Source organism: Xylophilus sp. PBN-3R (genome assembly GCF_057747805.1).
Genome location: NZ_CM173225.1, coordinates 3,462,928 through 3,476,730, shown reverse-complemented (window position 1 = coordinate 3,476,730; position 13,803 = coordinate 3,462,928). Strand labels below are relative to the sequence as shown.

Annotated in this window: 12 protein-coding genes; 1 reads left to right on the top strand and 11 read right to left on the bottom strand. The window is 64.1% G+C overall.

The features are described from left to right. Positions 1 to 85 precede the first annotated feature (85 nt). The 11 genes from AC3ANW_RS16530 to gyrA all read right to left on the bottom strand — a co-directional run bounded on the left by AC3ANW_RS16530 (position 86) and on the right by gyrA (position 12,858). Complete coding sequence (locus AC3ANW_RS16530; protein ID WP_488341937.1) at positions 86 to 529, bottom strand: RpiB/LacA/LacB family sugar-phosphate isomerase; 444 nt, start codon at positions 527 to 529, stop codon at positions 86 to 88. Positions 530 to 639: 110 nt separating this feature from the next. Beyond that, positions 640 to 1,029: a ComEA family DNA-binding protein gene (locus AC3ANW_RS16525; RefSeq protein WP_488341936.1), complete on the bottom strand. Its 390-nt coding sequence runs from the start codon at positions 1,027 to 1,029 to the stop codon at positions 640 to 642. 134 nt (positions 1,030 to 1,163) lie between these two features. Then, positions 1,164 to 2,327: a lipopolysaccharide assembly protein LapB gene (gene lapB, locus AC3ANW_RS16520; RefSeq protein WP_488341935.1), complete on the bottom strand. Its 1,164-nt coding sequence runs from the start codon at positions 2,325 to 2,327 to the stop codon at positions 1,164 to 1,166. Beyond that, positions 2,317 to 2,628, bottom strand: a complete 312-nt coding sequence (locus AC3ANW_RS16515) for a LapA family protein (protein ID WP_488341934.1) — start codon at positions 2,626 to 2,628, stop codon at positions 2,317 to 2,319. Before AC3ANW_RS16515 ends, lapB begins: the two co-directional genes overlap by 11 nt. 30 nt (positions 2,629 to 2,658) lie before the next feature. Next, positions 2,659 to 2,976, bottom strand: coding sequence for an integration host factor subunit beta (locus AC3ANW_RS16510; RefSeq protein ID WP_488341933.1), 318 nt, complete (start codon positions 2,974 to 2,976; stop codon positions 2,659 to 2,661). A gap of 135 nt (positions 2,977 to 3,111) precedes the next feature. After that, positions 3,112 to 4,797 (bottom strand): 30S ribosomal protein S1, encoded by a 1,686-nt coding sequence (rpsA, locus tag AC3ANW_RS16505; RefSeq protein ID WP_488341932.1) that lies wholly within the window; start codon positions 4,795 to 4,797, stop codon positions 3,112 to 3,114. A 193-nt stretch (positions 4,798 to 4,990) separates the two neighbouring features. Next, on the bottom strand, positions 4,991 to 6,991 hold the full coding sequence (locus tag AC3ANW_RS16500; protein ID WP_488341931.1) for a bifunctional 3-phosphoshikimate 1-carboxyvinyltransferase/cytidylate kinase: 2,001 nt from the start codon (positions 6,989 to 6,991) through the stop codon (positions 4,991 to 4,993). 15 nt (positions 6,992 to 7,006) lie between these two features. Then, positions 7,007 to 7,885: a prephenate dehydrogenase gene (locus AC3ANW_RS16495; protein WP_488345445.1), complete on the bottom strand. Its 879-nt coding sequence runs from the start codon at positions 7,883 to 7,885 to the stop codon at positions 7,007 to 7,009. Positions 7,886 to 7,899: 14 nt separating this feature from the next. Next, positions 7,900 to 9,000, bottom strand: coding sequence for a prephenate dehydratase (gene pheA / locus AC3ANW_RS16490; protein WP_488341930.1), 1,101 nt, complete (start codon positions 8,998 to 9,000; stop codon positions 7,900 to 7,902). Further along, on the bottom strand, positions 8,997 to 10,103 hold the full coding sequence (gene serC, locus AC3ANW_RS16485; RefSeq protein ID WP_488341929.1) for a 3-phosphoserine/phosphohydroxythreonine transaminase: 1,107 nt from the start codon (positions 10,101 to 10,103) through the stop codon (positions 8,997 to 8,999). Before serC ends, pheA begins: the two co-directional genes overlap by 4 nt. 97 nt (positions 10,104 to 10,200) lie before the next feature. Continuing rightward, entirely contained in the window at positions 10,201 to 12,858 is a 2,658-nt protein-coding gene (gene gyrA / locus AC3ANW_RS16480) for a DNA gyrase subunit A (protein WP_488341928.1), read from the bottom strand. A 241-nt stretch (positions 12,859 to 13,099) separates the two neighbouring features. Between gyrA and ompA the strand changes: the two genes are divergently transcribed. After that, positions 13,100 to 13,768, top strand: a complete 669-nt coding sequence (gene ompA / locus AC3ANW_RS16475; RefSeq protein ID WP_488341927.1) for an outer membrane protein OmpA — start codon at positions 13,100 to 13,102, stop codon at positions 13,766 to 13,768. Positions 13,769 to 13,803: the final 35 nt, after the last annotated feature.

The window sequence follows — 13,803 nt, the reverse complement described above, 5'->3', positions numbered from 1 at the left end:
GAGACATGAAGAAGGAGGGTGGTGGGGCGGCAGGCATTCTTCCCTCCATCTTCGAGCATGGCGCCCGGCGCCGTGCAACAAAAAATCAGCCGTAAGGTCTTTCCAGGCCGTTTACATAAGCGACGTTCGCGGCTTGCGAAGACTCTGTCCTCGCAGAAAACCAGGCTTCGAGCATTTCCTTCATGACCGATCCGGAGGTGAGCCGCAGCGAGACACACAGCACGTTGGCATCGTTCCACTTGCGAGCGCCGGCGGCGGTGAAGGCGTCGGTGCACAGGGCTGCCCGTATGCCAGCGACCTTGTTGGCTGCGATGCTGGCACCGGTGCCGGTGGTGCAGCAGATAATTCCCTGATCGGCTCGGCCATCGGCGACGTCGGAAGCTGCGGCGGCCGAGCAGGGCGCCCATTCAGCGTTGGCAGCGGGGTCGAGTGCACCATGCAGGATGACTTCGTGGCCCATGGCAGTGACCCAGCCTGGAATATCGGCGGCGATGCCGAGCAGGGTGTCGGCGGAAATGACAATTTTCATCGATGACTTAAATGAGTGAGCGGTCACTATAAATCACATGCTGCTTTGTCCGCATTCAAATGAAAAAGGCCTGCTGCTGCAGGCCTGTTTCGTCGGGACGGTCGTTCGGCTTATTTGCCGGTGACCTTGTCCTTGGTTTCCTTGGCGACTTCCTTGGTTTTTTCCGCCGCGTTCTTGGCGCCGTCCTTGATCTTCTCGGTGACCGGCTTGGCAGAGGCGGTGCCGGCGCTTGTGCCCTTGTAGCTGGCGCCGTCGACCGTGAGGCCTTCTGCCGACAGCTTGGTGGCGCGGCTGTCGCCTACACCCTTCACCCGTGCGATGAAGTCGTCCCAGTTCTTGAACGGGCCCTTGGCGCGTTCGGTGGTGATGAGTTTCGAGGTGACAGGCCCGATACCCTTGACTCCGTCCAGTTCGGCGGGTGTGCCCTTGTTGACGTCCACGGCGGCGAAGGCGACGCTTGCGACCAGCATGGCAAACACGGCAATGATCTTCTTCAGCATGATTCTTTCTCCTCGGATGACACCGGCATGGCCTGCCGGCATGGCGCAGTTTCAACGCGTCCCGGCGACGCGGCGTTGACTGCGTGAGACAAAGTCACGCGAAAGAGTGAACACTTGGGCCGCTGCCCGCAATCTCAGAGTTCTTCGACCCGCTTCGGTGGGTAGCTGTCCCAGGTCTGGCATCCGGGGCAATGCCAGAAGTGCTGCTGGGCTTCGAAGCCGCAGGCGGCGCAGCGGTAACGCAGCAGTGGCTTGGCCGCATGGTCCAGCGCTTTTTGCAGGGGCGGATGGAACTGCTCGTGTTCGAGCCTTTCACCGGACAGCCAGCGTGAAGCGGCCACCAGCGAAGGCTCGTGTTCCAGGTGACGTACGTACCAGGCGCGGGCATCGGCACCTGGCACGGTCTGCTCCAGCGCCACGATGGCATCCAGAATATCGAGTGACGGCGATGCCTCGTAGCGGCTGGTCAGCAGGGCGAGCGCCGCTTCGGCGTGGCCGCTGGTGACGGCGGTCTCGGCCAGTGCTCGGGCGACCAGGGGTAGGGCGACGGGTGCGGCATCGTCCAGTTGCAGGAATGCGGCATAGGCCTGGTCGTCACGTCCGCGACGGCGCTCCAGCAAGGCGCGTTCGATGCGCGGGCGCGGAGCGCCTGGCGCGGTGGCGGCAGCCTGTTCCAGAAGCGCCAGAGCGCCATCCACATCGCCGGCCGTGCTGCGTGCAATGGCCTGTTCGCACAGGTAGTGGGCGCGGCGGATGGTGAAGTCGCCCTGGCCGGAGGCGGTCAGCCTTTCGGTGATGGCGGCTGCCTGTTCCCAGTCGCGTGAACGTTCGTAGATGGCCAGCAGCGCCAGCCGCGCCTGTTCCTCGAACGGCGTGCCCTCCAGGCGGCGCAGGGCTTCTTCCGCACGGTCGAGCAGGCCGGCCTTCAGGTAGTCCAGCGCCAGGGCATGCTGGGCGCGCTCGCGGTCGGTCCGGCTGAGGTCAGCGCGGCTCAGCAGATGCTGGTGCACCCGTACCGCACGTTCGTATTCGCCGCGACGGCGGAACAGGTTGCCCAGCGCGAAGTGCAGTTCGGACGTGTCCGGGTCGTTCTGCACCGCCTCGATGAAGGCGTCGATGGCCTGGTCCTGCTGTTCGTTCAACAGGAAGTTCAGGCCGCGGAAATACGCCTTGGGTGCCTGACGATTGTCCAGGCGCATCTGGCGCAGGTCGAAACGCGATGCGAACCAGCCCAGCACAAAGGCCACCGGCAAGCCCAGCAGGATCCAGCCCAGGCCGGTGACGGCATCAGAGTCCATGGGGCACCTGGTCGATGGATGCGACAGGCGTTGCGGCGGTGGCGGCGGCTGCTGCTGCTGCGCCGTCCGGCACCGTGTGGGCGCGCCGCGCGGCGTTGCGTGACTTCAACCAGCGGGGAACCATGCCCAGCACGCCCGTGGCGATACCTAGGGCGAAGGCGGTGAGCACCACCAGCACCAGCGGCGCCTGCCAGCGGGTGCCGAAAAAGAAGTGCACCGTCGCGTCCTGCTGGTTATTCAGCGCAAAAGCGAAAAGCGTAAAAAAAATGGCTGCCTTGAGCAGCCACACGAGGTATTTCATGAAACGGGTCCCCGGAAAGCTCGAAGGATTCTAGGCGTCCGGCGAAGGCCGGGTTTCCATGGCGGCAGTGCGTTCGTCCACCGCTTCGCGCAAGGCCTTGCCGGGTTTGAAATGCGGCACCCGTTTTTCAGGAATCGCCACGCTTTCACCGCTGCGTGGGTTGCGACCCATGCGCGGCGGGCGGTGGCTGACGGTGAAGCTGCCGAAACCGCGGATCTCGATGCGATGGCCCCGGACCAGCGCGTCCGCCACAGCGTCCAGGACGGTCTTGACTGCGGTTTCCGCATCGCGGTGCGTGAGCTGGGCGAAACGGGCGGCGAGTTCCTCGACGAGATCGGAGCGGGTCATGCGGATTCAGGAAAATTCTGGCGGACAAACACAAGAAGGCGTGGCCATAAAAAAGGCGGCGGGCAGCAATCATGCCGCACGCCGCCTTTTGCGACAACGGTCAAACCGTTGTCATTTGCTTTTTAAAACAACAGCTTAGGAGTTGTTGTTATCCAGCTTGGCGCGCAGCAGTGCGCCCAGGCTGGTGGTGCCGGCGCTTTCGCGCGACGACTGCTGGCTCAGGTTGGCCATCGCGCCTTGTTCGTCGGCCATGTCCTTGGCCTTGATCGACAGCTGGATGTTGCGGGTCTTGCGATCCACGTTGACCACCACGGCGGTGACTTCGTCACCTTCCTTGAGCACGTTGCGTGCGTCTTCGACACGGTCGCGACCGATTTCCGAAGCGCGCAGGTAGCCCATGATGCCGTCGGCGAGTTCGATCTCGGCGCCGCGTGCGTCGACGGTCTTGACCTTGCCGGTGACGATCTGGCCCTTGTCGTTCACGGTGGTGAACGTGGTGAACTCATCGCTGTCGAGTTGCTTGATGCCCAGAGAGATGCGTTCACGGTCGACGTCGACTGCCAGAACGATGGCTTCGACTTCCTGGCCCTTCTTGTAGTTGCGAACCGCGGCTTCGCCGGTTTCGTTCCACGAGAGGTCGGACAGGTGCACCAGGCCGTCGATGCCGGCAGCCAGGCCGACGAACACGCCGAAGTCGGTGATCGACTTGATCGGGCCCTTGACGCGGTCGCCGCGCTTGGTGTTCTGAGCGAACTCTTGCCAGGGGTTGGCACGGGTCTGCTTCATGCCCAGCGAGATGCGGCGCTTGTCTTCGTCGATTTCCAGAACCATGACTTCGACTTCGTCGCCCAGCGAAACCAGCTTGCTGGGAGCGATGTTCTTGTTGGTCCAGTCCATTTCGGAAACGTGCACCAGGCCTTCGATGCCCGGCTCGAGTTCCACGAACGCGCCGTAGTCGGCGATGTTGGTGACCTTGCCGAACAGGCGGGTAGCCTGTGGGTAGCGGCGCGAAACGCCCATCCACGGATCGTCGCCCATCTGCTTCAGACCCAGCGAGACACGGTTCTTCTCGGTGTCGAACTTGAGGATCTTGGCGGTGATTTCCTGGCCCGGCTGGACCACTTCGCTCGGATGGCGGACACGGCGCCATGCCATGTCGGTGATGTGCAGCAGGCCGTCGATGCCGCCGAGGTCGATGAACGCACCGTATTCGGTGATGTTCTTGACCACGCCGTTGACGATGGCGCCTTCCTTCAGGGTTTCCATCAGCTTCTGGCGCTCTTCGCCCATCGAGGCTTCGACGACGGCGCGGCGCGACAGCACCACGTTGTTGCGCTTGCGGTCGAGCTTGATGACCTTGAATTCCAGGGTCTTGTTTTCGTACGGGGTCAGGTCCTTGACCGGACGGGTGTCGATCAGCGAGCCCGGCAGGAATGCGCGGATGCCGTTGACCAGGACGGTCAGGCCGCCCTTGACCTTGCCGGTGGTGGTGCCGGTGACGAATTCGCCGGATTCCAGTGCCTTTTCGAGGGCCAGCCAGGAAGCCAGGCGCTTTGCCTTGTCGCGCGACAGGATGGTGTCGCCGTAGCCGTTTTCGATGGCGTCGATGGCCACCGAGACGAAATCGCCGACCTGGACTTCGATTTCGCCCTTGTCGTTCTTGAACTCGTCCAGCGGGACGTAGGCTTCGGACTTGAGGCCGGCGTTCACGACGACGAAGTTGTGCTCGATGCGCACTACTTCAGCGGTGATGACTTCGCCGGCACGCATTTCAGAGCGTTGCAGCGATTCTTCGAACAAGGCGGCAAAAGATTCGGACATGTATTTTCCTGTTCCGCACGACAGGTTTTGCGCCGACGAACCATTCGTCGACGAACCGGGAGCTGTGTGCGGTGATGGTTTGTGGCGCGTTTGGGGCGCTTGCCACGGTTGGTTGAACAAACCCGCCGGTCGGTGCGCCAGTGGGCGCGGAGGGAACCGGCGGGATCGAACCGGACTTTTTCTGCGAGCGGATTCAGGCTGAAAAAGGCCGCTTGCCCTGCCACCAGTCGATCACCTGGCCCACCGATTGCTCGATGGTCACGGTTGAATTGTCCAGCAGCAGCGCGTCTGGTGCGGGCTTCAAGGGGGCGACGGCGCGGGTTGAATCCCGCAGGTCGCGCGCTTCGAGGTCCGCACGAAGGTCTGCGATTTTAGCGTCGATTCCCTTGGAAATCAATTGCTTGTGCCTGCGCTCGGCACGCGTCTGGGCGCTGGCGGTCATGAAGACCTTCAGCGTGGCCTGCGGGAAGATGACGGTGCCCATGTCGCGGCCGTCGGCGACCAGCCCCGGCAGCCGCCTGAAACCCAGTTGCAGGGCCACCAGCGCCTCGCGCACCGCGGGCAGGGCGGACACCTTCGAGGCGTTCATGCCGGCTTCCTCGGTGCGGATGGCGTCGGTCACGTCGTCGTTGGCGATCAGCACCTTGCCGTCGATGAAATGCACCGGCAGCGCGCGCGCCAGCGTGGCGATGGCGGTTTCATGGGCGCTGTCGATCAGCAGGCCCGCGCGCATCGCGGCGAGTGCCGTCACCCGGTACATGGCACCGGAATCGAGGAAGTGATAACCCAGCCGTGCCGCGACGGCGGCGGCGACCGTGCCCTTGCCGGAGGCGGTGGGGCCGTCGATGCACAGCACCGGAATGGCGGCACTGTCGGCCTGGGCGACCGAGAACAGCGACTCGAAGTAGTCCGGAAAGGTCTTGGCGACACATTTCGGGTCTTCGATACGCACGGGCACGCCGTCCGGATTGAAGGTGGCCAGCGAAAAACACATGGCGACCCGATGGTCGTCGTAGGTATGGATGCTGGCCGCCTTCCAGGAGCCCGCCGGTAGCGGATGGATGCGCAGCCAGTCCGGCCCTTCTTCAACCGTGGCGCCGAGTTTCCGGGCCTCGACTGCCATGGCCGCGATGCGATCGGTTTCCTTGACCCGCCAGCTGGCGATGTTGCGCAGGGTGCTGGGTCCGTCGGCGAACAGCGCCATCACTGCCAGGGTCATGGCGGCGTCGGGGATGTGGTTGCAGTCGATGTCGATGGCCTTGAGCGGCCAGGCACCGCGGCGGATGGTCAGCCGGTTGGGGCCGCCTTCGACGATGGCGCCCATCTCGCGGGCAGCATCGACAAAACGGATGTCGCCCTGGATGGAGTCTTCGCCCAGGCCCTTGATGCGCAGGCTGCGGCCGTCGGTCGCGGCGATGGCTCCGAGTGCGACGAAATAGCTGGCAGACGATGCGTCGGCCTCGACGTGATAGTCACCGGGCGAAACATACCGGCTACCCGCCGGAATGGTGAAACGCTGCCAGCCGTCGCGTTGCACCGCGATGCCGAAACGCCGAAGCAGGTTGAGCGTGATCTCGATGTACGGGCGGGAAATCAGCTCGCCCTGGACTTCGATGACGACCGGTTTGTCGGCGGCGACCAGGGGCAGCGCCATCAGCAGCGCGGTGAGGAACTGGCTGGAAACATCACCGCGCACCGGGATGGGTGCATCGAGCCGCAATGCCGGTTTGCCGATGGACAGCGGCGGGTAGCCCTCGTTGCCCAGGTAACCGATGGCGCAGCCCAGTGCGCGCAGCGCGTCGACCAGGTCGCGGATGGGGCGCTCGTGCATGCGCGGCACGCCTTCCAGCACGAAATCTCCGCCGAGCACCGCCAGCGCAGCCGTCAGCGGCCGCATGGCGGTGCCGGCGTTGCCCAGGAAAAGCCGTGCCGACACGCTGGGCGGCTGGCCGCCCAGGCCGTCGATCTCGACCTGTCCCGGCGTGGTGCGGCGGACACGGCAACCCAGCTGGACGAGGGCGTCGAGCATCACCCGCGTGTCGTCGGAGTCCAGCAATTCGTGCACGACGGTCGTGCCCTTGCTCAGCGCGGCCAGCAGCAGAGCCCGATTGGAAATGCTCTTGGAGCCGGGCAGGGCGACTTCGCCGGAAACGCTCTTCAGCGCGGGAAGGTCGAGGAATTCGGTGGCGTACATCGGGTCGGCAAAAAGTCAGGGGGCGTTGTTGCCGGTGCGCATGCGCCAGGCACCGCGGGTGTGGCTGGCGCGGCCGATCAGGGCTTCGAGCGCCGCACCGTCGTTGCGGTCGATGGCATCTTCCAGCGTGGAAAGCGCTTCACGGAAGGCATCGGCCTGGCGGCGCAACTCGGTTCGGTTGGCCAGAAGGATGTCGCGCCACATTTCGGGGTTGGCCGCGGCGATACGGCTGTAGTCGCGGAAGCCGGGACCGGCCAGGTCGAGGAATTCGGAGCCCTGCGGCTGTTCGCTGACCGCGTTGATGGCGGCGAAGGCCAGCAGGTGGGGCAGGTGGCTGACGGCGGCAAGCGCTGCATCGTGGGTGTCGGGCGACATCTGGCGCACGCTGCAGCCCAGCGCCTGCCACACAGCCTGCGCCTTCTGGAGTTGTGCGGTCAGGGTGCGTTCGATCGGCGTCAGCACCACCTGGCGCTCGCGATAAAGGTCGGCCCGGGCGCGGCCGGGGCCGGAGCTTTCGGCACCTGCGATGGGATGGGCCGGCACGAAGGATCCGATGCGTTCACGCAGCGCCTCGCGCGCGGCTTCGACCACGTCCGCCTTGGTGGATCCGACATCCATCACCAGGACATCGGGCGTCACCAGATGGCGGATGGCCTTGAGCGTCGGCCCGATGGCCGCCACCGGCAACGCCAGCAGGATGATGTCCGCACCCGAGGCCGCCAGCAGCGCGGACGGCGCCTCGACGTCGATGATGCCCAGTTGCCGTGCCTGTTCGGTCGTGGTGGGCGACTTGCTGTAGCCGACCACCCGCTTGACCAGCCCGGCTTCGCGCAAGGCCAGGGCGAACGATCCGCCCATCAACCCGCAGCCGATCAGGCCCAGCTGTTCGAACATGGGTTTGCCGGCCGTCATGCGCCGACTGCGTAGGCGCCCAGCACCTTGTAGAAGGCGCAGAGAGAGCGCAGTTCTTCCAGTGCCGCGGCCACGTTGGGCTGTGACGGATGGCCGTCGAGGTCGATATAGAAGTAGTACTCCCACTGCCCGGTCTTGGCGGGGCGAGACTCGAAACGGGTCATGGACACGCCATGGTTCTTCAGCGGCACCAGCAAGTCGTGCACAGCGCCCGGCTGATTGGGCACGGACACCACCAGACTGGTGCAGTCGCGACCGGTTGCCGGCGGCATGGCCAGGGTCTGCGGCAGTGCGATCACCGCGAACCGGGTGCGGTTGTAGGCGTCGTCCTGAATGGCGTGGGCCACGATGTGCAGGCCGAACTGGGTGGCGGCGCGCTCGCTGGCGATTCCGGCCCAGGCCGGGTTGGTGGCGGCCAGCCTCGCACCTTCGGCATTGCTGGAAACCGGGCGGCGCTCGGCATGCGGCAGGTGCTTGGACAGCCAGCCCTGGCACTGCGCCAGCGCCTGAGGATGTGCCAGCACGACCTCGATGTCCTGGAGCGAATTGGCGGTGCGCAGCAGGTTGTGGCGGATCAGCATGCTGACTTCGCCCACGATATGGCATGGCGTGTGCAGGAACAGGTCCAGCACGCGGGTCACGACACCTTCGACCGAGTTCTCGACGCCCACCACGCCGTATTGCGTGCTGCCGGCAGCGGTGGCGTGGAACACCTCGTCGAAGTTGGCGCAATACAGCATGTCGGCTGCGCCACCGAAGAATTCGATGGCCGCCTGTTCGGTGAAGGTGCCTTCAGGACCCAGCACGGCCACGCGCTGCGGCGATTCGAGCGCCAGGCAGGCCGACATGATCTCGCGCCATACGGCGGCCACATGCTGGCTTTTCAGCGGTCCGGGGTTGGCGGTCTGGATCTTTTCGATGACCTGGGCGACCCGGTCCGGCCGGAAGAATGGCGTGCCCTCGCGTTTCTTGAGTTCGCCGACGGCTTCGGCCACCAGCGCCCGGTCGTTCACCAGGCGCAGCAACTGGCTGTCGAGCGCGTCGATGCGCTCGCGCAACTGGGCCAGCGTCAGGTCCGGGGGCAATGCGTTGCTCATGCTTGTTTGCTCTCGAAATCACGCAGGTAATCGACCAGCGCCTGGACACCTTCGATCGGCATCGCGTTGTAGATGCTGGCGCGCATGCCGCCGACCGACTTGTGGCCCTTGAGCTGCAGCAGGCCGCGAGCCTTGGCACCGGCCAGGAACGCGTCGTTGCGGCTTTCGTCGCGCAGCAGGAAAGGCACGTTCATGCGCGATCGCACGGCTGCGTCGATCGGGTTGACATACAGCTGCGAGCCGTCGATGAAGTCGTACAGAAGCCTGGCCTTGGCCGTGTTGCGGGCTTCCATCGCCTGGATGCCGGTCAGCTCGCCGTGGGTCTGGCGGCGCAGCCAGTCGAACACCAGGCCGGCGATGTAGATGCCCCAGGTGGGCGGCGTGTTGAACATCGACTCGTGTTCCGACACGGTCTTGTAGTCGAAGGCGCTGGGGCAGATCGACAGGGCGTGGCCGAGCAGGTCTTCGCGGACCACCACCAGGGTCAGGCCGGCCGGGCCGAGGTTCTTCTGGGCGCCGCCGAAGGCCAGGCCGACCTTGCTCCAGTCGACCGGGCGCGACGCCACGTGCGACGAGAAATCGATCACCAGCGGTGCCTTGCTGCCCAGAGCGGCCAGGTCGGGCAACTGCTGAAATTCGACGCCGTGGATGGTTTCGTTGCTGCAGATATGCACATAGCTGGCGTCGGCGCTGAGTTTCCAGCCGGCCGGGTCGGGAATGCTCCGGTGGCCATCGGCTTCATTGCCGGCCGCGACGTTCACCGTGGCGTATTTGCGTGCTTCCTTCACCGACTTCTGGCTCCAGCTGCCGGTGACCACGAAGTCGACCGTTCCGCCGCGCGACAGGTTCATCGGCACGATGGCGTTCTCGGCCAGGCCGCCACCCTGCATGAACAGGATCCTGAAGTTCGACGGGACCGACATCAGGGCGCGGAAGTCGGCCTCGGTCTTTTCATAGATCGAGACGAATTCCTTGCCGCGGTGGCTCATCTCCATCACGCTCATGCCGCTGCCGTGCCAGTCGAGCATTTCGGCCGCCGCCTGCTTCAGCACTTCTTCAGGGATGGCCGCGGGGCCGGCGGAAAAGTTGTAGGGACGATTCATCGGATGCGGACAGAAAAAAAAGGCGTCGGGGACGAGTTGTCGCGCGACGCTGGAGGTTCAGTCGAAACACCGGCGCCGCGAAGGGCGCCGGCCCGGATCATTCAGCAGGAGCGTCTGGTGCGTCCGTGTTCTCGGCGCCGTCGGCATTCTCGGCCCCTTCGGCCACCGCAGCCACATCGTTTTCGACAATGCGCTGCAGGCCCGACAGGCGCGAACCCTCGTCCAGCCCGATCAGTGTCACGCCTTGTGTGGCGCGGCCGAGTTCGCGGATTTCGGCGACCCGGGTACGCACCAGCACGCCGCGGTCGGTGATCAGCATGATCTCGTCGTCGGCATGCACCAGCGTGGCTGCCACGACCTTGCCGTTGCGCTCGCTCTGCTGGATGGCGATCATGCCCTTGGTGCCGCGGCCGTGGCGGGTGTACTCGGTGATCGAGGTCCGTTTTCCATAGCCGTTCTCGGTGGCGGTCAGCACGCTCTGCTGCTCGTCCTCGGCCACCAGCATGGCGATGACCGACTGGCCTTCAGGCAGGTCCATGCCGCGCACGCCGCGGGTGTTGCGGCCCAGGGGGCGCACATCGGATTCGTCGAAACGCACTGCCTTGCCGCCGTCGCTGAACAGCATCACGTCGTGTGTGCCGTCGGTCAGCGCGGCGCCCACCAGGTAGTCGCCCTCGTCGAGGTTGATGGCGATGATCCCGCCCTTGCGCGGGTTGTCGAACTCGTCCAGGGCAGTCTTCTTCACGGTACCCATTCGGGTGCCCATGAAGACATAGTTGTCGGCCGGGAAACTGCGGAACTTGCCTGTCAGTGCCAGCACCACATTGATCTTCTCGCCTTCCTGGAGCGGGAACATGTTGACGATCGGACGACCACGCGAACCACGTGAGCCGGAGGGCACTTCCCAGACTTTCAGCCAGTACAGCCGGCCGCGGTTGGAAAAGCACAGGATGTAGTCGTGCGTGTTGGCGATGAAGAGCTGGTCGATCCAGTCGTCTTCCTTGGTGACGGTCGCCTGCTTGCCGCGTCCGCCGCGCTTCTGCGCCCGGTATTCGCCAAGCGGCTGGCTCTTGATATAGCCGCCGTGGCTCAACGTCACCACCATGTCGGTCGGCGTGATCAGGTCTTCGGTCGATAGGTCGAAGGAGCTGTGTTCGACCAGGCTGCGGCGCGCGCCGAGTTTGGTCTGGCCGAATTCGGCGCGGATGTGGCCGAGTTCTTCACCAATGATGGTAGACACCCGCTCGGGACGCGCCAGAATGTCGAGCAGGTCTTCGATGACCGACATCACGTCCTTGTATTCGGCAACGATCTTGTCCTGTTCGAGGCCGGTCAGGCGCTGCAGGCGCATCTGCAGAATTTCCTGCGCCTGCACTTCGGACAGGCGGTAGAGGCCGTCGGAGCCCATGCCCAGGCCGGCTTCCAGTGTCTCGGGGCGATAGTCGTCGGCGTTGATCACACCGCCGTCGGCGCGGCTGCGGGTGAGCATCTCCCGCACCAACTGGCTGTCCCACGAACGGGTCATCAGCTCGGCCTTGGCCACCGGTGGCGTGGGCGATTCGCGAATGATGCGGATGAATTCGTCGATGTTGGCCAGCGCGACCGCCAGGCCTTCCAGCACATGGCCGCGTTCGCGCGCCTTGCGCAGTTCGAAAACGGTACGGCGCGTCACCACCTCGCGGCGGTGCTGCAGGAAGACGGCGATCAGTTCACGCAGGTTGCACAGGCGCGGCTGGCCGTTCACCAGCGCCACCATGTTGATGCCGAAGGTGTCCTGGAGCTGAGTCTGCTTGTAGAGGTTGTTCAGCACCACCTCGGGCACTTCGCCCCGCTTGAGTTCGATCACCAGCCGCATGCCCGACTTGTCGGATTCGTCCTGGATGTGGCTGATGCCTTCGATCTTCTTCTCGTGAACCAGCTCGGCCATGCGTTCCTGCAGGGTCTTCTTGTTCACCTGGTAGGGCAACTCGTCGACGATGATCGACTGGCGCTGGCCGCGGTCGATGTCTTCGAAGTGGCACTTGGCGCGCATCACCACCTTGCCGCGGCCGGTGCGGTAGCCCTCGCGCACGCCCTCGATGCCGTAGATGATGCCGGCGGTCGGGAAATCGGGCGCCGGAATGATCTCCATCAGGTCGTCGATGGTCGCGTCCGGATGTTTGAGCAGATGCAGGCAGGCATCCACCACCTCATTCAGGTTGTGCGGTGGAATGTTGGTCGCCATGCCCACCGCGATGCCGGACGAACCGTTCACCAGCAGGTTGGGCAGCTTGCTCGGCAGCACCGCCGGTTCCTGTTCGCTGCCGTCGTAGTTGGGAACGAAATCGACGGTTTCCTTGTCGATGTCGCCCAGCATCTCGTGGGCGATCTTCGACAGTCGGATTTCGGTGTAACGCATGGCCGCGGCGTTGTCGCCGTCGACCGAGCCGAAGTTGCCCTGGCCATCCACCAACATATGGCGCAGGGAGAAGTCCTGCGCCATACGAACGATGGTGTCGTACACCGCGCTGTCGCCATGCGGGTGATATTTACCGATCACGTCGCCGACGATACGGGCCGACTTCTTGTAAGGGCGGTTCCAGTCGTTGTTCAGCTCGTGCATGGCGAACAGCACGCGGCGATGGACGGGTTTGAGGCCGTCACGTGCATCGGGAAGCGCGCGACCGACGATCACGCTCATGGCGTAATCGAGATAGCTGCGACGCATTTCCTCTTCGAGGCTGATCGGCAGCGTTTCCTTGGCGAAGGATGTCATATGTGAGCAGTGCGAACAGGCGAGCGGAAAACCTGCGATTTTACGGTCAAGCCCACGCTGTCGCAAACTTGCAACATCGTAGGGGAAATGCGCTGCAGTCCTACGGCATCCGTACCGTTTTGGCAACGACTCAGGAAACCGCTATGGCACAATCTTTTTCAGCGTTTTTGGTGATGGTCACTGAGAACGTGAACGTACAGGATCGCAGCGCGGCTGCGGCTTTTTCCCCAAGAGGAGAACCATGAAGAAACTCAACAAAGTGGCGATGTTGTTTGCAGTCGCTGCGGTCGCCACCGCCGCCGGCGCTCAGACGACCGGTGTGACGGCTGCAAACGGCGGCAACGTCGTGGACAACTGGAAGAACGGCACGGGCGAACTCGTTTGGAAGAACGGTACGAACGAACTGTGCTGGCGTGATGCCAGCTGGACCCCCGCTACCGCAGCTGTCGGCTGCGACGGCGCTCTGGTTCCTGCTCCTGCACCGATGGCTCCTCCCGCTGTGGTCCCTGCTGCTCCCGCACCGGCTCCTGCCGTCGTGCCGGCAGCTCCGATCTCCAGCAAGGTTACCTTCGCTGCTGACGCGTTCTTCGACTTCGACAAGTCCGTGCTGAAGCCAGAAGGCAAGGCAAAGCTTGACGAACTGGTCACCAAGACCAAGGACATGAATCTGGAAGTCATCATCGCCGTGGGTCACACCGACTCCGTCGGCACCGATGCCTACAACCAGAAGCTGTCGGTCCGTCGCTCGGAAGCAGTCAAGGCTTATCTTGTGTCCAAGGGCATAGAGAAGAACCGCGTCTACACCGAAGGCAAGGGCGAGAAGCAGCCAGTCGCGGACAACAAGACCGCCGAAGGCCGCGCCAAGAACCGTCGCGTGGAAATCGAAGTGGTCGGTACCCGCGCCAAGTAATCCGTAACAGGATTAAAGAAAAAGGCCCGCAGGCT